General features: G+C 64.8%; 13 protein-coding genes. 5 read left to right on the plus strand and 8 right to left on the minus strand.

The annotated features are described in order from the left end of the window. Positions 1–423 precede the first annotated feature (423 nt). Both gltB and BRA1417_RS0100115 read left to right on the plus strand, forming a co-directional pair. Complete coding sequence (gene gltB, locus BRA1417_RS0100105) at positions 424–5157, plus strand: glutamate synthase large subunit (protein WP_027514057.1); 4734 nt, start codon at positions 424–426, stop codon at positions 5155–5157. Between the two features lie 158 nt (positions 5158–5315). After that, entirely contained in the window at positions 5316–6767 is a 1452-nt protein-coding gene (locus tag BRA1417_RS0100115) for a glutamate synthase subunit beta (protein WP_027514058.1), read from the plus strand. A gap of 196 nt (positions 6768–6963) precedes the next feature. On the opposite strand, the gene BRA1417_RS0100120 is transcribed toward BRA1417_RS0100115, so the two are convergent. Continuing rightward, positions 6964–8745 carry an outer membrane beta-barrel protein gene (locus tag BRA1417_RS0100120; protein ID WP_027514059.1) on the minus strand — a complete coding sequence of 594 codons (1782 nt, stop codon included), beginning with the start codon at positions 8743–8745 and terminating at the stop codon, positions 6964–6966. Positions 8746–8936: 191 nt separating this feature from the next. On the opposite strand from BRA1417_RS0100120, the gene BRA1417_RS0100125 reads away from it, so the two are divergent. Next, the gene (locus BRA1417_RS0100125) at positions 8937–9944 is read left to right on the plus strand and encodes an SIS domain-containing protein (RefSeq protein WP_027514060.1); all 1008 of its coding nucleotides are present in this window, start codon (positions 8937–8939) and stop codon (positions 9942–9944) included. Positions 9945–10053: 109 nt separating this feature from the next. Here BRA1417_RS0100125 and BRA1417_RS0100130 read toward each other — a convergent pair whose 3' ends face one another. Beyond that, on the minus strand, positions 10054–10611 hold the full coding sequence (locus BRA1417_RS0100130; protein ID WP_027514061.1) for a carboxymuconolactone decarboxylase family protein: 558 nt from the start codon (positions 10609–10611) through the stop codon (positions 10054–10056). A gap of 71 nt (positions 10612–10682) precedes the next feature. On the opposite strand from BRA1417_RS0100130, the gene BRA1417_RS0100135 reads away from it, so the two are divergent. Then, a complete protein-coding gene (locus BRA1417_RS0100135; RefSeq protein WP_027514062.1) occupies positions 10683–11012 on the plus strand; it encodes a helix-turn-helix domain-containing protein in 330 nt (109 codons plus the stop codon). Positions 11013–11178: 166 nt separating this feature from the next. On the opposite strand, the gene BRA1417_RS0100140 is transcribed toward BRA1417_RS0100135, so the two are convergent. The 4 genes from BRA1417_RS0100140 to hemH all read right to left on the minus strand — a co-directional run bounded on the left by BRA1417_RS0100140 (position 11179) and on the right by hemH (position 15020). Next, the gene (locus BRA1417_RS0100140; RefSeq protein ID WP_027514063.1) at positions 11179–11625 is read right to left on the minus strand and encodes an NfeD family protein; all 447 of its coding nucleotides are present in this window, start codon (positions 11623–11625) and stop codon (positions 11179–11181) included. A 97-nt stretch (positions 11626–11722) separates the two neighbouring features. Beyond that, positions 11723–12724, minus strand: a complete 1002-nt coding sequence (locus BRA1417_RS0100145; protein ID WP_027514064.1) for an SPFH domain-containing protein — start codon at positions 12722–12724, stop codon at positions 11723–11725. Positions 12725–12997: 273 nt separating this feature from the next. Further along, positions 12998–13972 carry an ABC transporter substrate-binding protein gene (locus BRA1417_RS0100150; RefSeq protein ID WP_027514065.1) on the minus strand — a complete coding sequence of 325 codons (975 nt, stop codon included), beginning with the start codon at positions 13970–13972 and terminating at the stop codon, positions 12998–13000. A gap of 10 nt (positions 13973–13982) precedes the next feature. Further along, complete coding sequence (gene hemH, locus BRA1417_RS0100155; protein WP_027514066.1) at positions 13983–15020, minus strand: ferrochelatase; 1038 nt, start codon at positions 15018–15020, stop codon at positions 13983–13985. Between the two features lie 79 nt (positions 15021–15099). On the opposite strand from hemH, the gene BRA1417_RS0100160 reads away from it, so the two are divergent. Then, a complete protein-coding gene (locus BRA1417_RS0100160) occupies positions 15100–15498 on the plus strand; it encodes an MAPEG family protein (protein ID WP_027514067.1) in 399 nt (132 codons plus the stop codon). A 160-nt stretch (positions 15499–15658) separates the two neighbouring features. On the opposite strand, the gene BRA1417_RS0100165 is transcribed toward BRA1417_RS0100160, so the two are convergent. Further along, positions 15659–16756: a nickel/cobalt transporter gene (locus BRA1417_RS0100165; RefSeq protein ID WP_027514068.1), complete on the minus strand. Its 1098-nt coding sequence runs from the start codon at positions 16754–16756 to the stop codon at positions 15659–15661. Beyond that, entirely contained in the window at positions 16753–17385 is a 633-nt protein-coding gene (locus BRA1417_RS0100170) for a DUF1007 family protein (protein ID WP_035969091.1), read from the minus strand. The genes BRA1417_RS0100165 and BRA1417_RS0100170 overlap by 4 nt, the downstream gene beginning before the upstream one ends. Positions 17386–17392 lie beyond the last annotated feature (7 nt).

Genomic DNA, 17392 nt, shown 5'->3' on the forward strand with positions numbered 1-17392 from the left:
TCCGAAGGGTCGATCCGAAGCTTCATTGAAGATTCCGGCGTCGGCGGGGCCGGATCAGGGCGTGTTTGCTTCTAAACCGGGGCCGCGCAACTTCTGGAAAGCGATTGATTGATCGATGGGGAATCGGGACTTGCGCGCGCTTGTGTGATAGACAAAAATTTGGCAAGGTGACGGTTAGGACAGGAAGACTGTCTCAATTTTGCTTGCGGTTCCGGCATAGGGATTGCAACGAAGTCGGTGCTTTCGAGCGCCAAGAAGGCAACAGGCAAAGCCGTTCTCGGGGACGAAGAACGCCTTGGCCTGAATTTAAGAAAATGCGGCTCGCGAGCGGACGAGCGGTGACCCAGAAGCGGGTGCCGCGGGACGCCCAAGGTGCGCCGAAGATGGCGGTGAGGCAGCTTGCCGCATGGAGAGGACGAGAACATGAACGGGTCGCAAGTCGAGCGCGGAAACATCGTGGCAGAAGAACTGTCGGCGACGGTCGCCTCGAAAACGACCGATCCGATTCAGGAACACAATTCACGGCCGCCGGCCGTAGGCCTCTACGATCCGAGCCTGGAAAAAGATTCCTGCGGCGTCGGCTTCATCGCCAACATCAAGGGCCAGAAGTCGCACGAGATCGTCGCGGACGCGCTCAGCATCCTCTGCAACCTCGAGCACCGCGGCGCCGTCGGCGCCGACCCGCGCGCCGGTGACGGCGCCGGCATTCTGGTGCAGATCCCGCATGGTTTCTTCAGCCGCAAGGCGAAGGAGCTCGGCTTCGCACTGCCCAATCCGGGCGAATACGCCATCGGCGCGCTGTTCATGCCGCGCGACACCGCCTGGCGCAACGTCATCAAGAGCATCATCGCCGACCAGATCAAGGAAGAGGGCCTGACGCTGCTCGGCTGGCGCGACGTGCCGACCGACAATTCCTCGCTCGGCGTCACCGTGAAGCCGACCGAACCCGCCTGCATGCAGGTATTCATCGGCCGCAACGGCACCGCCAAGACCGAGGACGATTTCGAGCGCCGGCTCTACATCCTGCGCAAGTCGATCTCGCAGGCGATCTATCAGCGCCGCGACCGCGGCCTCGCCGGCTATTATCCGTGCTCGATGTCCTGCCGCACCGTGATCTACAAGGGCATGTTCCTCGCCGACCAGCTCGGCAAGTACTATCCCGATCTGCACGAGAAGGACTTCGAGAGCGCGCTGGCACTCGTTCACCAGCGTTTCTCGACCAACACCTTCCCGGCGTGGTCGCTGGCGCATCCCTACCGGATGATCGCGCATAACGGCGAGATCAACACGCTGCGCGGCAACGTCAACTGGATGGCGGCGCGCCAGGCCTCGGTGAGCTCCGATCTGTACGGCAAGGACATCAACCGGCTCTGGCCGATCTCCTACGAAGGCCAGTCGGACACCGCCTGCTTCGACAACGCGCTCGAATTCCTGGTGCAGGGCGGCTACTCGCTGCCGCACGCCGTCATGATGATGATTCCGGAGGCGTGGGCCGGCAATCCCTTGATGGATGAGAAGCGCCGCGCCTTTTACGAATATCATGCAGCCCTGATGGAGCCGTGGGACGGCCCCGCCGCGATCGCCTTCACCGACGGCCGCCAGATCGGTGCCACGCTGGACCGCAACGGCCTTCGGCCCGCGCGCTATCTCGTCACCAAGGACGACCGCATCGTGATGGCGTCCGAGATGGGCGTGCTGACGATTCCCGAGGACCAGATCATCACCAAGTGGCGCTTGCAGCCCGGCAAGATGCTGCTGGTCGACCTCGAGCAGGGCCGCCTGATCCCCGACGACGAGATCAAGGCCGAGCTCGCCAGAAGCCATCCCTACACCGAGTGGCTGGAGCGGACTCAGATCGTGCTGGAAGATCTGCCGAAGGTGCCGACCACCGGCGTGCGCTCCAACCTGTCGCTGCTCGATCGCCAGCAGGCGTTCGGCTACAGCCAGGAAGACATCACCATCCTGATGACGCCGATGGCCTCCACCGGCGAGGAAGCCGCAGGCTCGATGGGCAACGACACGCCGATCTCGGCGCTGTCGGCCAAGGCCAAGCCGCTGTTCACCTACTTCAAGCAGAACTTCGCACAGGTCACCAACCCGCCGATCGACCCGATCCGCGAGGAGCTGGTGATGAGCCTCGTCTCCATCATCGGACCGCGGCCGAACCTGTTCGACCTGCAAGGCCTTGCCACCACCAAGCGCCTCGAAGCGCGCCAGCCGATCCTGACCGACGCGGACCTCGAAAAGATCCGCTCGATCTCCGAGGTCGCCGAGTCGCACTTCAAGTCGCGCACCCTGGACACCACCTTCCACGCCGGCCTCGGCGCAGCCGGCATGGACCAGGTGCTGGACGAGCTCTGCGCACGCGCGGAGAGCGCGGTGCGCGAGGGCGTCAACATCATCATCCTGTCCGACCGCATGGTCGGCACCGATCGGGTTCCGATCCCGTCGCTGCTTGCCTGCGCCGCCGTGCATCATCATTTGATCCGCACCGGATTGCGCACCTCGGTCGGCCTCGTCGTCGAATCCGGCGAGCCGCGCGAAGTGCATCACTTCGCTTGTCTCGCCGGCTACGGCGCGGAAGCGATCAATCCCTATCTGGCGTTCGAGACCATCATCGCGATGAAGGACCGCCTGCCCGGCTCGCTCGACGACTACGAGATCGTCAAGCGCTACATCAAGTCGATCGGCAAGGGCCTGCTCAAGGTGATGTCCAAGATGGGCATCTCGACCTACCAGTCTTATTGCGGCGCGCAGATCTTTGACGCCATCGGCCTGAAGGCGGAATTCGTTGGAAAATTTTTCGCCGGCACGCACACCCGCGTCGAGGGCGTCGGTCTTGGCGAGATCGCCGAAGAGGCGGTGCGCCGTCATGCCGACGCGTTCGGAGATGCGCTCGTGTACAAGACCTCGCTCGATGTCGGCGGCGAATATGCCTATCGCAGCCGCGGCGAGGACCATGCATGGACCGCCGAGTCGGTGGGGCTGCTCCAGCACGCTGCGCGCGGCAATTCGCTGGAACGCTACCGCGCCTTCGCGAAGATCCTCAACGAGCAGTCGGAGCGTCTCCTGACGCTGCGCGGCCTGTTCCGGATCAAGAATGCGGACGAAGAGAAGCGCAAGCCGATACCGCTCGACCAGGTCGAGCCGGCCAAGGACATCGTCAAGCGTTTCGCCACCGGCGCGATGAGCTTCGGCTCGATCTCGCGCGAGGCGCACACCACGCTCGCGATTGCCATGAACCGGATCGGCGGCAAGTCGAACACCGGCGAAGGCGGCGAGGAAGCGGACCGCTTCAAGCCGATGCCGAACGGCGACAGCATGCGCTCGGCGATCAAGCAGGTCGCCTCGGGCCGCTTCGGCGTCACCACGGAGTATCTCGTCAACTCCGACATGATGCAGATCAAGATGGCGCAGGGCGCCAAGCCCGGCGAAGGCGGCCAATTGCCCGGCCACAAGGTCGACGCGACCATCGCCAAGGTCCGGCATTCGACGCCGGGCGTCGGCCTGATCTCGCCGCCACCGCACCACGACATCTACTCGATCGAGGATCTGGCGCAGCTGATCTACGACCTCAAGAACGTCAACCCGGACGGCGCGGTCTCGGTCAAGCTCGTCTCGGAGATCGGCGTCGGCACGGTGGCCGCGGGCGTCGCCAAGGCGCGCGCCGACCATGTCACCATCGCGGGCTTCGAGGGCGGCACCGGCGCTTCGCCGCTGACCTCGATCAAGCACGCCGGCTCGCCGTGGGAGATCGGCCTCGCCGAAACCCACCAGACGCTGGTGCGCGAGCGGCTGCGCAGCCGCATCGTGGTCCAGGTCGACGGCGGTTTCCGCACCGGCCGCGACGTCGTGATCGGCGCGCTGCTCGGCGCCGACGAGTTCGGCTTCGCCACCGCGCCCCTGATCGCGGCCGGCTGCATCATGATGCGCAAGTGCCATCTCAACACCTGCCCGGTCGGCGTCGCGACCCAGGACCCCGTCCTGCGCAAGCGCTTCACCGGCCAGCCCGAGCATGTGATCAACTACTTCTTCTTCGTCGCCGAGGAGGTCCGCGAGATCATGGCCTCGCTCGGCTTCCGCAGCTTCAACGAGATGATCGGCCAGGTGCAGCTGCTCGACCAGACCAAGCTGGTCGCGCACTGGAAGGCCAAGGGGCTCGACTTCTCCAAGCTGTTCGTCAAGCAGAAGGAAGAGAAGGGCCAGAAGATCTATCACTCCGAGCGCCAGAACCATCATCTGGAAGCGGTGCTCGACCGCACGCTGATCGAGCAGGCGACGCCTGCGCTCGACCGCGGTGCGCCGGTGAAGATCGAGGCCAAGATCAACAGCACCAACCGCTCCGCCGGCGCGATGCTGTCGGGTGCGGTCGCCAAGATCTACGGCCATGCCGGCCTGCCGCATGAGACCATCCATGTCAGCCTCAAGGGCACCGCCGGCCAGGCCTTCGGCGCCTGGCTGGCGCAAGGCGTCACCTTCGAGCTCGAAGGCGAAGCCAACGACTATGTCGGCAAGGGCCTCTCGGGCGGCAAGATCATCGTCAAGCCGCCGGCCAACAGCGGCATCGTGCCGGAAGAGAGCATCATCGTCGGCAACACCGTGATGTACGGCGCCATTCAAGGCGAGTGCTACTTCCGCGGCATCGCCGGCGAGCGTTTTGCCGTGCGCAATTCCGGCGCCGTGGCGGTGGTCGAGGGCGCCGGAGACCATTGCTGCGAATACATGACCGGCGGCATCGTGGTCGTGCTCGGCAAGACCGGGCGTAACTTCGCGGCCGGCATGTCGGGCGGCATCGCCTATGTGCTGGACGAGACCGGCGACTTCGACAGGCTGTGCAACATGGCAATGGTCGAGCTCGAGCCGGTGCTGTCGGAAGAGCTGATCAACGCCGGCACCTATCACCACTCCGGTGACCTCGAGGCGCACGGCCGGGTCGACGTGTTCAAGGACCTGCTCGCCTCCGACGTCGAGCGATTGCACGTCCTGATCACGCGCCATGCGAAAGCGACCGGCTCCAGGCGCGCCGCCGACATCCTGGCCAACTGGAAGGACTGGCTGCCCAAGTTCCGCAAGGTGATGCCGGTCGAATACCGGCGCGCGCTGCGCGAGATGGCCGCCAACGCGGACGCCGAGCCGAAAATCGCGATCGGGGCTTAGCTAAGAAAAAGCCTCATGGGGAGAAGCGCAAAGCGCGTCTCGAACCATGAGACCACCAGCGGGGCCTTCATCCTTCGAGACGCGGCGCCAAGCGCGCCGCTCCTCAGGATGAGGGGAGAGAGAACAAACGAATTTAAGCGGCAGGGACTTCGGGTTTAATGGGCAAGATCACGGGTTTTCTCGAAATCGAACGGCATGACCGCAAGTACACCCCAGTCGCCGAGCGCGTGAAGCATTTCCACGAGTTCGTCGTTCCCCTCTCCGAGAAGGAAACGCGCGACCAGGCCGCGCGCTGCATGAACTGCGGCATCCCCTATTGCCACGGCACCGGCTCGGTCTCGCCCGGCACGCCGGGCTGCCCGGTCAACAACCAGATCCCGGACTGGAACGACCTCGTCTATCAGGGCAACTGGGAAGAAGCCTCTCGCAATCTGCACTCGACCAATAACTTCCCGGAGTTCACGGGGCGCATCTGCCCGGCGCCGTGTGAAGCCTCCTGCACGCTCAACATCGACGACAACCCCGTCACCATCAAGACCATCGAATGCGCGATCGTCGACCGCGCCTGGGACAATGGCTGGCTGAAGCCAGAGGTCGCCGCCCACAAGACCGGCAAGAAGGTCGCGGTGATCGGCTCGGGTCCGGCCGGCATGGCCTGCGCGCAGCAGCTGGCGCGCGCCGGCCACGACGTGCATCTGTTCGAGAAGTTCGCAAAGGCCGGCGGCCTGCTGCGCTACGGCATCCCCGACTTCAAGATGGAGAAGGGCATCATTGACCGTCGCGTCAAGCAGATGGAAGGCGAAGGCGTCACCTTCCACTACAACAGCCATGTCGGCGTCGACGGCAATGTCGATCCGCGCGAGATGCTCAACGAGTACGACGCCGTCGCGCTGACCGGCGGTGCCGAAGCCCCGCGCGACCTGCCGATCCCCGGCCGTGACCTTGCCGGCATCCACTACGCCATGGACTTCCTGCCGCAGCAGAACCGCCGCGTGTCCGAGGAACCGTTGAACGGCGTCCAGGAGATTTTGGCCGGTGGCAAGCATGTCGTCGTCATCGGCGGCGGCGACACCGGATCCGACTGCATCGGCACCTCGCTGCGCCAGGGCGCGCTCTCGGTGACCCAGCTCGAGATCATGCCCGCTCCGCCGGAGCACGAGAACAAGGGCCTCACTTGGCCGAACTGGCCGCTCAAGATGCGGACGTCCTCCAGCCAGGCCGAAGGCGCGATCCGCGAATTCGCCGTGCTGACACAGAAGTTCACCGGCGAGAACGGCCAGGTCAAGAAGCTGCACTGCGTGCGCGTCGACGACAAGTTCAAGCCGATCGCCGGCACCGAGTTCGAGCTCGACGCCGACCTCGTCCTGCTCGCGATGGGCTTCGTCCATCCCGTGCACGAGGGCCTGCTCAAGATGCTCTCGGTCGAGCTCGACCCCCGCGGCAACGTCAAGGCAAACACGCTCGACTACCAGACCTCGCGCCCGAACGTGTTCACCGCCGGCGACATGCGCCGCGGCCAATCGTTGGTGGTGTGGGCGATCCGCGAGGGTCGGCTGTGCGCAAGGTCGATCGATACGTTCCTAATGGGGAAGACGGATCTGCCGCGCTGAGCCTCTTGCTCCGCTGCTAGACCCGATACGCGCTGTCATCGTCCGCGAAGGCGGACGATCCAGTACTCCGAGACAGTTGTGATCTACTGAGAAGGCGCGGCGTACTGGATGCCCCGCCTTCGCGGGGCATGACGACGGAGTGAGTGGTGAGAGCGGCGCCGACAAAGTCGCGTGTGCTCGACCGCGATCCGCCGGCTTAGTTCTGCAACCTAACCCCGACCATCACCACCGTCCCCTGCGAGCTTGAGCCCGGCTGGTTCGAATCCAGGATGTCGTGGCGGAGCGTGCCCTTGATCCAGATGTTGCGGTTGAGCTTGTAGATCAGATTGCTTTCGAACGAGTAGGTCTTGTCGTTGCGATTCTGGCCCTGATAGTCGTAGGTGCCGTAGGTGAATTTGCCCACTGCCGTAAGCCAGCGGCGGAAGTCGTGATCGACTTCGATCCCGTAGGTGTGCACCAGCACGCCGGAGGAGCCGGGGATGGTGGTCTCGGCGATCTGCGTGTCGGTGGCGAATTTCACCGTGGTGAGGCCGCTTGCGTTCCAGATCAGCGAGCCCGAGGTCAGAAAGCCCGCGAGCTGGCTCAGGCGCGGATCGACATAGTTGCGCGCGGAATAGCCGACCGAGACCTCGCCGATGAGGATGCGCGAGAACTCGAAGGACGTGCCGACCTTGGCGTAGCCGCCGTTCGAATCGCGGAAGAAGCCATTGCGGTCGGCGGCCTGGTCGTGGACGCGGGTGTCGCCCTGGATCTCGACGAACGGCTTCAGGCCCGGCTTCAGTTCGTAGGAGAAGCGCCCCACGCCGCCATACTGGTTGAAGTCGCGATCATCGTTGCTGAAGGTCGAGCCGTCGGTGAGTTTTGAGTTGGTGTAGGCGGTGCGATCCGCGGTGGCGCCGGCCGCGACCTGGAAGCGGTTGAAGGTCTGGTCGAAGCCGACGGTCGTGCCATAGGTCGCGTAAACAGGATATTTCTGCAGGCCGGCCTGCACGTTCGGGCTGCCGGGATTATCGGTGGCGAGCCGCAGGCGCAACTGCGTGGTCAGCTTGAGATCGCGATTGACGTCGATGCGGCCGTCGACATGGCCGTTGAAGTCGGGGCGGTCCACCTCGACCGGCGAAGGCGAGGCAAAGCCGTCGATCGTCGCCGGCATGTTGTTGGTGTAGCCCGAGAACGAGCCGCGCAGATCCGCGACCAGCGCGTGGCGCTCCCAATCGGACGCCACGAGCAGGTCGGGCGCAACGACATAGGCCGGCGAGCCGACCGGCTTGTTCAAACGCGCCGGGTTGGTGTCGTAACCGGTGGAGAGCTCGAGCCCGCCCTTGATCAGGAAGCTGCCGGCATAGTCGCCAACCGCGCCGAACGCATCCTCGTCGAGCTTGAGGCGGCGGCGCAGCGGCTGGCCGGGCACGTTGCCGGCCAACGCCGGCGGGACCGGTGTCTTGTGCGCGGTCTCGGACGGCGGCGGCGCGATGCGCGGCGGGCCGAGCGTTCGCTCCGGCGTTGCCGGCGGCACCGGCGAGCCGGGGCCGACCGGACGCTTCGGCTTCGGCTGTCCGGGATGGAGCTTCGGCTGCTGTCGCTTGCGGTTGAGCGAATCGTAGCCGGAGGCGCTGGCGCCATTGGCAGCGGGCAGGCCGTAGATCGGGACCTGGCTGGTCGGGTTCTGGCTGGTCGGATTTTGGTTGTTCGGGGTCTGGCCTAGGCGCGCCGGCGCCTGCTGGCGCTTGCGCAAATCGGCATTGGGATCGGGCAACGTCGGCAGCGCATCCGACGGTGCCTGCGGCACGCCCGCGGTGCGGCGCGTCGGCAGCGTGTCGGGCGAGGCGAAGCCACCGCGGTTGGGACTGAACAGGTCGGGGGTGAGGCTCTGGGCGGCCCCGGGGGCGCTTCCAAGGACCGTCAGCGCAAAGCACGGCAAAGCCGCGCGCAGGAAATGCGCGCGTTTGCTCCGGCTCGTGCCTGGAGACGACCCCACGATGGAAGAACTCCAACGAAATCAAACACTTTCGCGATTATCCCCACCGATCGGAGGGAACCATCGTTAATGGAGTTAAAACAATTATGGTTAACGACCCGTTGAGGGCTGGGGAGCCCTCGTCGCCTCGAAGGCCCTGGCGTGCTAAGCAGACACCAACGGGCAAACGCCCCTCCTCCCTGGACCAGAACATGCCGAGTTCGAAACCGCTGATGACCCAATCATCCGGCCCCATTCCCGACAGTGTCGAATCCGCACTCCGCACCCTGGAAACGGAGAGCGGCGGCATCAACGCGCTCGCCGCCGCCCTGCGCGGCCCGCTTGGCGCGAGCTTCGCCAAGGCGGTCGATCTGATCCGCAACGCAAAGGGCCGCGTCATCGTCACCGGGCTCGGCAAGTCGGGCCATATGGGTCGCAAGATCGCGGCAACGCTGGCCTCGACCGGCACGCCCGCCTTCTTCGTCCACGCCGCCGAAGCCGGTCATGGCGACCTCGGCATGATCACGCCCGACGATGTCATCATGGCGCTGTCCTGGTCCGGCGAGCAGCCGGAGATGAAGACGCTGGTGAACTATTCGGCACGGTTCGCCATTCCCATGATCGCGGTGACGTCGAACGCGGCGTCCTCGCTGGGACAAGCCGCCGACATCGTGATCGAGCTGCCGAAGGCGCGCGAGGCCTGCCCGCACAATCTGGCGCCGACCACCTCGACCCTGATGCAGGCCGCGATCGGCGATGCCATCGCGATCGCGCTGCTCGAAGGCCGCGGCTTCACCGCGCTGGAGTTCGCGCATTTCCACCCCGGCGGCAAGTTAGGGGCGATGCTGAAATTCGTCCGCGACTACATGCGCACCGGTGCGGAGATCCCGGTCAAGCCGCTCGGCACCAAGATGTCGGACGCGGTGATGGAGATGTCGGCCAAGGGTCTCGGCTGCGTCTGCATCGTCAACGATGCGGCCGAGGCCGTCGGCATCATCACCGACGGCGATTTGCGCCGCCAGATGCGGCCGGACCTGCTGGCGGCGTCGGTCGACGACATCATGACCAGGCAGCCAAAGACCGTGCCGCCCTCGATGCTCGCCACCGAGATGATCGAGGTGCTTAACACCCGCAAGATCACGACGCTGGTCGTGACCGAGGCGGACAAGGTGGTGGGCATCGTGCACCTGCACGATCTGCTGCGGGCGGGCGTGGCTTAAGACACGCTCTCTCCGCTCGTCATTGCGAGCGCAACGAAGCAATCCAGACTGTCTCCGCGGAAACAGCCTGGATTGCTTCGTCGCAAGAACTCCTCGCAGTGACGTGTGGTTAGAGCAACGGCGGAAATCTTGCCGCCGTGTCCTCCAGCGGCAGCCGCAGCCCGTTCGCCAGATACGACACCGTGCGGTAGAAGCCGCACAGCAGCATGATTTCCAGGATCTGCGCCTCGTCGTAATGCGCCGACAGCGCGGCGAACTCGGCGTCGTCAAAGGTCGCGCGGTGATGCAGCGCGTCGACAGCGGCGATCAGCGCCTGCTCGGCCGGGGACCAGCACGGCGACCTCGCATCGCCCCGCACGGTGGCGTGCACTTCCTCCTCGGTGAGTTTCGCTGGCCCGGCAAAGACCGCGACGTGCACGCCCCATTCATATTCGCATTGGTTCAGCGCGCAGGTGCGGTCGATCACGATCTCGCGCTGGCGCAACGAGAGCGGGCCGGGATCGAGCAGGCCGCCGGCCCGAAACTTGTCCCAGGCGCGGGTATGGCCCGCTATCACCCGGAACAGCAGCAGCGGCGGCGCACCGCGCATGATGCGATCGAACTGCGCCTGGATCTCCGGGGGATAAGGCGGGGTGAGCGGGGCAATACGCGGTGTGGCCCGGGACATCGGCCGCCTCTCTTGCTACACTTATTGTAGCAATACGCTACACTATTTGTAGCATCACGCAAGAGGCGGCGATGGCGAAACAGACCATCTCGAGATCGCGCGGCGTCCGTGGCTCGCGCACCGGGCGGCCGGTCATGGTGCTGCTCGACCTCCTGGGACGACGCTGGAGCCTGCGAATCCTGTGGGAGCTGCGCGACGCCCCCCTCACCTCGCGCGCATTGCGAGCGGCCTGCGACGAGGCCTCGCCGACGGTGCTGCAGGCGCGGCTGGACGATTTGCGCGAGGCCGGGTTCGTGGAACTGGGCGAAGCCAGCGGTTACGGGCTGACGGCGCTCGGGCGGGAATTGTGCGAGACGTTCATGCCGCTGCATAGGTTTGCGGAGCGGTGGAAGAAGAGCTGAGACGCCGGTCATCTCCCTCTCCCCGTTCTTACGGGGAGAGGGTTGGGGTGAGGGGCTGCCTCCGCAAATTCTGTGACAGCTGCCTGCGCCGAGACTCCCCCTCACCCGGATTGCATCTTCGATGCAATCCGACCTCTCCCCGCAAGCGGGGCGAGGTAAGGTCAGACTAAGCCGCCGCCACCGTCAGATTCGCACCATCGACCTGCACCACCTTCACGCGCGTGCCCGCCGGCGTATCGGGACCTGCGACGCGCCAGACCGTGTCGCCGATACGCATGGTGCCGCTGCCGTCGACGATCGGCTTCTCCAGCGTGAACTCGCGGCCGAGCAGCGCATCCGCGCGCTTGTTGAGGAAGGGGCTGGCGGCAATTGCATCCGGCTTCGGCCGGGCGAGCCGGCGCCAGACCGGCACGGCGGCGGCGGCGAAGATCGCGAACATCACGAGCTGGATCTGCCAGGATATCGCTACTCCGAACGAGATCAGCCCGACCAGCAGCGCGGCGAGCCCGAGCCAGAACAGGAAAACGCCCGGCGCCAGCACCTCCAGCGCCATCAGGATGAAGCCGAAGATCAGCCAATTCCAGGTGCCGAGCGATACGAACATGTCGGTCATGACACGACCTCTTTGAAATGGCGCATGCCCTCCGCGCAAACGCGTTCCGCGTTTGTCGCGAGGGAAAACCGGTGTTCACTTTTCCGGGGCATACGCTTTACCCCTGCCGCGGCGGCACCGCCGGCGGCGTCGGACTTGACGACGGCACCGAGCCGCGGCGGGCGGCAGCGGCCGCGGACGCTGCGCTTTCGCCGAACGTCGCCTTGGCGATCTCGCCGATGCCGGCGAGCGAGCCCAGCATGCTCATCGCTTCGACCGGAAGCATGATGACCTTCTGGTTCGGCGACTCAGCCAGTTGCCCGAACGCCTTGATATATTTGTCGGCGATAAAATAGTTCAGCGCCGCGACGTCGCCCTTGGCAATGGCTTCACTGACCATCTGCGTCGCCTTGGCCTCGGCTTCCGCCGACCGCTCGCGCGCTTCGGCGTCGCGGAAGGCGGCCTCGCGGCGGCCTTCCGCCTGGAGGATCTGGCCCTGCTTGGCACCCTCTGCGCGCAGGATCTCGGACTGGCGTGCACCTTCAGCCTGAAGGATATCGGCGCGTTTGACGCGCTCGGCCTTCATCTGTCGGCCCATGGCTTCGACGAGATCTGCCGGCGGCACGATGTCCTTGATCTCGATACGATTGACCTTGAGGCCCCAGGGCGAGACGGCGGCATCGACCACACGGAGCAGGCGCTCGTTGATTTCGTCACGATGCGACAACACCTGGTCGAGATCCATCGAACCCATCACCGAACGGATGTTGGTCATGGTCAGCACGGTGACGGCTTGGGTCAGGTTGGAGACCTCGTAGCTCGCCTTGGCGGCGTCGAACACCTGAAAGAAGGCGACGCCGTCGACCGTCACGGTGGCGTTGTCCTTGGTGATCACCTCCTGCTCGGGGATGTCGATCACCTGCTCCATCATGTTGATCTTGCGCCCGACGCGATCGAAATAGGGCACGATCAGATTGAGCCCGGGGCTCAGCGTCTGGGTGTATTTGCCGAACCGCTCGATGGTCCAGTCATAGCCCTGTGGTACCGTTTTCACGCCGGCCACCAACGTGACGATGACCAGCAAGACCAGCACAATTGCGAAAATGTCGAAACCGCTCATATTTCCTCCAAGGCGGAAAGGATTGTCGGGAAAAGGCCTTTTCCGCGCTGTCATTGGTCGGGATCACGACCCCAGGGGTTCAGTAAAGCGTTCAGTAAAGGATTCAGTGTTCAGCGGTCGTGGATGATTTCGGCATCGGCAGGATTCTACACAAGACGCCGGGAGAGGGAATGGTCGCGATTATGTATTTGCGAGGCGCTCTTGAAAGCGTGCTGGGGCAAACCTAGCGACGACGTTAACGAATCCAGCCATGCCGGCGGTCGCAGCCAAATCCTACTCGATGACCTCGTTCGCGGTTGCGAGCAGGCTTGGCGAAAGCGAGACGCCGAGCGCCCTGGCCGTCTTCAAGTTGATCGCCAGCTCGAACGTGGTTGGATTCTGGACCGGCAAGTCGGCCGCTCGCGCACCCTTCAGGATGCGATCGATATAGGAGGCGGCGCGGCGGAGCTGCTCGGCGCTGTCGGTGCTGTAGGACATCAAGCCACCCTCGTCGACGAAGGTGCGGCTCCAGAACACCGCCGGCACGCGCGCTTCATTGATCGCCGCCAGCAGAATCGCACGGTTGGACATGGTGAAGAAGTCCGGCAGCACCAGCAGGCCGCCGTCTTTCCGCGAAGCCAGGGCGGCGATCGAGGCCGTGTCATGGACCGGCGCGGGCTCCACCGTCACATCGAGCGCGCGGCCAGCGTCCTCGATCGTACGCAGCATCAGCGGCGCGAACGGCGCGGTGGCGGGATTGTAGACGACCAAGACACGGGACGGTTTTGGCGTGACCTGCGTCAGCATCTCCAGCCATTTGCCGGCCAGCGGGCCGTCGTAATCAGTGAAGCCGGTGACATTGCCGCCGGGATGGGCGAGATTCTGGACAAAGCCCTGGCTGACAGGATCTGTGACGACGGCGAAAACGATCGGGATCGTCGTGGTGCGCCGGCGCAGCTCTTCCACCGAGGGCGTCCCGACCGCGAGCAGGATGTCGGGCTTGAGCGCCACGAGTTCGTCGGCGAATTGCGCGATCCGTGCGCGGTCGCCGCCGCCGTTGCGCCAATCGATCTTGAGGTTGTCGCGCTCCTTCCAGCCATGGCCGGCAAGCGCCTGGACCAGGACCGCGCTACGCGTCTGCCCGATCGCATCGTCGGCCGCCGTAACCGAGAGCACGCCGAGCCGGCGCGTCGCATTCGTTTGCGCCAGCACCGAGGCCGGCAGCGCAGCGGTCACCCCAAGAAGCGCCAGGCATTCGCGGCGATTCATGGGGGTCCCATCAGATCCAGCCCTGGAGCTCGCGCAGCACCAGCGTTCGGATCACATCCATGCCCGGGTCGCTGTCGTTGAGGCAGGGGATCGCGGAAAACTGCTCGCCGCCATTGTGCTCGAAGATCTCGGCATTCTCCTGCGCGATCTCCTCCAGTGTCTCCAGGCAGTCGGCGGAAAAACCCGGCGTGATCACCGCGATGCGGCGCACGCCCTCTTTCGCCAGACGCTCCATGGTCTTGTCGGTGTAGGGCTGCAGCCACTCGTCGAATCCGAACCGCGACTGGAACGTCAGCAGCAGCTTCGTCTCGTCCATGCCGAGCCGGCGGCGCAGCGCCTCGGTGGTCGCCACGCACTGGCCCTGGTAGGGATCGCCCTTGTCCACATAGGCCTTCGGCATACCATGGAAGGAGGCAACGATCAGCTCCGGCGTGAACGGCAGGCTCGCCAGATGCGTCTCGACCGAGGTGGCGAGCGCCTCGATATAGGCTTCATCCTCATAGTAAGGCGGCGTCACCCGCAGCGTTGGCTGCGCGCGCAGCCGGGCAAGCACGCGAAACACCTCGTCGCAGACGGTGGCCGATGTCGCGGCGGAATATTGCGGATAGAGCGGTACGGCAAGAATGCGGTCGCAGCCCTTCGCAATCAGGGCATCGATGCCCGACTTGATCGAAGGATTACCATAGCGCATCGCCCACTCCACCGTGACCTGGTCGCGGTCCGACAGCATGGCTCCGAGTTTGTCGCTCTGCGAGCGCGTGATGGTCTTGAGCGGCGACTCGTTCTTCTCGGTGTTCCAGATCTTGAGATAGTCGCGCGCCTTGGCGCGGGGGCGGGTGCGCAGGATGATGCCGTTCAGCACCGCCTTCCAGATCAAGCCCTGATCCTCGATGACACGGGCGTCCGAGAGGAACTCCTTCAGATAGACCCGCACGCCGCGCGCATCGGCGGTATCGGGCGTGCCGAGATTGACCAGGAGCACGCCGACGCGCGAGGGGGCGGGCTGCGTGGCCGGCATCGCGGTCTCGGAGGGGGCGATTGTCATCATGATCCGTTGCGTCGCGCGTTGTTCCGAACTTGTCAAGATTGGGGCGGTTTCGCTAGGGTCAGTACACAGGGGGAGAACCATGACGCTGGCGGAATGGTGCGTTTTCGGGGCGCTGCTGCTCCATCTCTTAACGATCGTCTCGATCAAATGGATCAGATTTCGTGGCTTCGACAATTCGCGGCCGCGCGATCCAGCTTTCTTCGAGGACGCCATCGCTCAGCGCGCGCTCGGCGCGCATCAGAACGGCATCGAGGCCTTTCCGTTCTTCGCCTTTGCGGTGCTGCTCGCCGAGTACAGGGATTCGCCGCAGCGCCTCATCGACGAACTCGCGGCGCTGTTCCTGATCGTACGGATCGCCTATGTGCTGACCTATCTCGGCAACCGCCCGACGCTGCGCTCCATCCTCTGGAGCATCGGCTTTGCGATCAATCTCGGGATCTTCTTCATGCCGGTGTTGAAGCGGTTTCTGCCGGTGTGAGGTTTTCGCTCCCGTGTCCCGGACGCGGTGCAGCGCCCTTGCGCTGCCCCGCAGAGCCGGGACCCAGAAGGTCACGCCCTACCGCACGCAAACATGGGTCCCGGCTCTGCAGCGCACCCTCGAAGGGACGCTGCGCTGCCTCCGGGGCACGAAAGCTCGTCTAGAAACACGTCGTCCGTTCGGCCGCGATGTAACCCAACAATAGGCCCGCGCCAAACAGCAGCACGAGGCCGGCGGCGGCGAATTCGATGCCGCGCATGAACAGTGCGCCGCCGCCGTCGCGTCCGGCGCTCAGGCGGGCGGCGATGTCCTTGGCGGAGACGGCGACCACAGCGATGGCCGCCACCGTGATCGCGGTGCCGAGGCCCATCAGCAAGGTCGCGGCGATGCCGGCCCAGAACAGGCCTTGGGCCAGCGCAAACACCAGTACCAGGATCGCGCCCGAACAGGGACGGATGCCGACGGTCAGGATCGCCGCAAAGCCGCGTCCCCAGCCGCCGGCGCCGGCCAGTTCGCTCGGCGTGGGACCGTGGGAATGGCCGCAATGCTCGTCATGGACGTGGTCATGCTGGTGATGATGATGGGTGTGCGCATGATCGTGGCCATGATGATCAAGCGCATCGTGATGGTGCTCGTGATCATGATGGTCATGCGGCACGCCCGCAATCGCCGGCACTGGCTGAACCGCCTGCAGCGCACGGATGAAGGCGCGGCCCTTGACCCAGACTAGGCGCAGGCCGAACAGCGCGATCAGCGCGTAGCTTGCGATCTCGATCGCGCCTTCCGCCTTGCACATGGTCTTGGCGGTCGCATTCAGCACCCAGGCCGAGATACCGACGATCAGGATCGCCACCAGCGACTGCATCAGCGCCGAGGCAAACGACAACACGATGCCGCGCCGGGCGGTCTCGCGATTGGCGACGAGATAGGAGGCGATCACCGCCTTGCCGTGCCCGGGACCAGCCGCGTGGAAGATGCCATAGGCAAACGAGATGAAGAGCAGCGTCCACACCGCGGAGCCATCGGACTTCGCGGCGCGGATGGTCGCCGACATCTGGCGATAGAATTCCGACTGTTTTGCCAACAACCACCCGATCAGACCCCCGGCCTCGGGCTGGGCGGCTTGTGGGGAACGCGGCGGGCCGAACGGGTTCTGCGCGAGGAGATCGTGGAGCGCCGCATCGGTCACGCCCACGACGAGAAGAACGCCGGCGCAGACAGCGAGCCCGCGCGCTATGGGCGTGAGTTGCGGCTTCAAGGGCAATCCACCGTGATCTTGTTGGCGAACATCATGCCGAAATTGGAATTCTCGCCGTTCATAAAAGTCTGCTCGTTGAGCTTCTGGGCACTCGCCGTGCCGTCGCTCGGCCGCTCAAGTTTCATCTGGCAGCCGGCGGGCGCGCCGACCAGCTTGACCGGATTGTCCTTGGCCATCTGGAAGTCGATGAAGAAGGAGCGGTCGAACACTTCGAGCATCAATTGCTTGGGCTTGACCGGGTTCTTCAGGGGCAGCGTGAAGTGCAGGGTCAGGACCGTATCCTTGTAGTCGAGGAAGTAGTCGACCGGCTCCTGGAATCGCTCCTTCTTGCCGTCGGCTCGCGCGAAGGTGAAATAGGCATATTCCTTCAGCGACTCGACATTGGTCTGCGCCAGCGGCGCCAGCTCCTCGCGGGTGTAGGCGCCCTTGGTCTTGCTCTCGAGCCCCTGCACCGCATAGGCCGAGAACATGTCGTCAAAAGTCCAGGCGTGGCGCACGCCGGTGATGGTGCCGTCCTCGGCGTAGAGCAGCTCACTCGTCGCGGTGATCCAGACATGTGGATGCGCGCTCGCAGCACCCGATGCGAGCATCATTGCGGCGGCGAGCACGTATCCGAACCAGCGGCGCATCGGGTAC

The sequence above is a fragment of the Bradyrhizobium sp. WSM1417 genome (assembly GCF_000515415.1).
GTDB lineage: Bacteria > Pseudomonadota > Alphaproteobacteria > Rhizobiales > Xanthobacteraceae > Bradyrhizobium.

What these genes read in the sequence shown, in the direction of transcription:
- hemH (WP_027514066.1), bottom strand. Translation starts at nt 15,020, where the DNA reads ATGATGACAATCGCCCCCTCCGAGACCGCGATGCCGGCCACGCAGCCC.
- BRA1417_RS0100125 (WP_027514060.1), top strand. Translation starts at nt 8,937, where the DNA reads ATGCCGAGTTCGAAACCGCTGATGACCCAATCATCCGGCCCCATTCCC.
- BRA1417_RS0100130 (WP_027514061.1), bottom strand. Translation starts at nt 10,611, where the DNA reads ATGTCCCGGGCCACACCGCGTATTGCCCCGCTCACCCCGCCTTATCCC.
- BRA1417_RS0100150 (WP_027514065.1), bottom strand. Translation starts at nt 13,972, where the DNA reads ATGAATCGCCGCGAATGCCTGGCGCTTCTTGGGGTGACCGCTGCGCTG.
- BRA1417_RS0100140 (WP_027514063.1), bottom strand. Translation starts at nt 11,625, where the DNA reads ATGACCGACATGTTCGTATCGCTCGGCACCTGGAATTGGCTGATCTTC.
- BRA1417_RS0100135 (WP_027514062.1), top strand. Translation starts at nt 10,683, where the DNA reads ATGGCGAAACAGACCATCTCGAGATCGCGCGGCGTCCGTGGCTCGCGC.
- BRA1417_RS0100115 (WP_027514058.1), top strand. Translation starts at nt 5,316, where the DNA reads ATGGGCAAGATCACGGGTTTTCTCGAAATCGAACGGCATGACCGCAAG.
- gltB (WP_027514057.1), top strand. Translation starts at nt 424, where the DNA reads ATGAACGGGTCGCAAGTCGAGCGCGGAAACATCGTGGCAGAAGAACTG.
- BRA1417_RS0100160 (WP_027514067.1), top strand. Translation starts at nt 15,100, where the DNA reads ATGACGCTGGCGGAATGGTGCGTTTTCGGGGCGCTGCTGCTCCATCTC.
- BRA1417_RS0100170 (WP_035969091.1), bottom strand. Translation starts at nt 17,385, where the DNA reads ATGCGCCGCTGGTTCGGATACGTGCTCGCCGCCGCAATGATGCTCGCA.
- BRA1417_RS0100145 (WP_027514064.1), bottom strand. Translation starts at nt 12,724, where the DNA reads ATGAGCGGTTTCGACATTTTCGCAATTGTGCTGGTCTTGCTGGTCATC.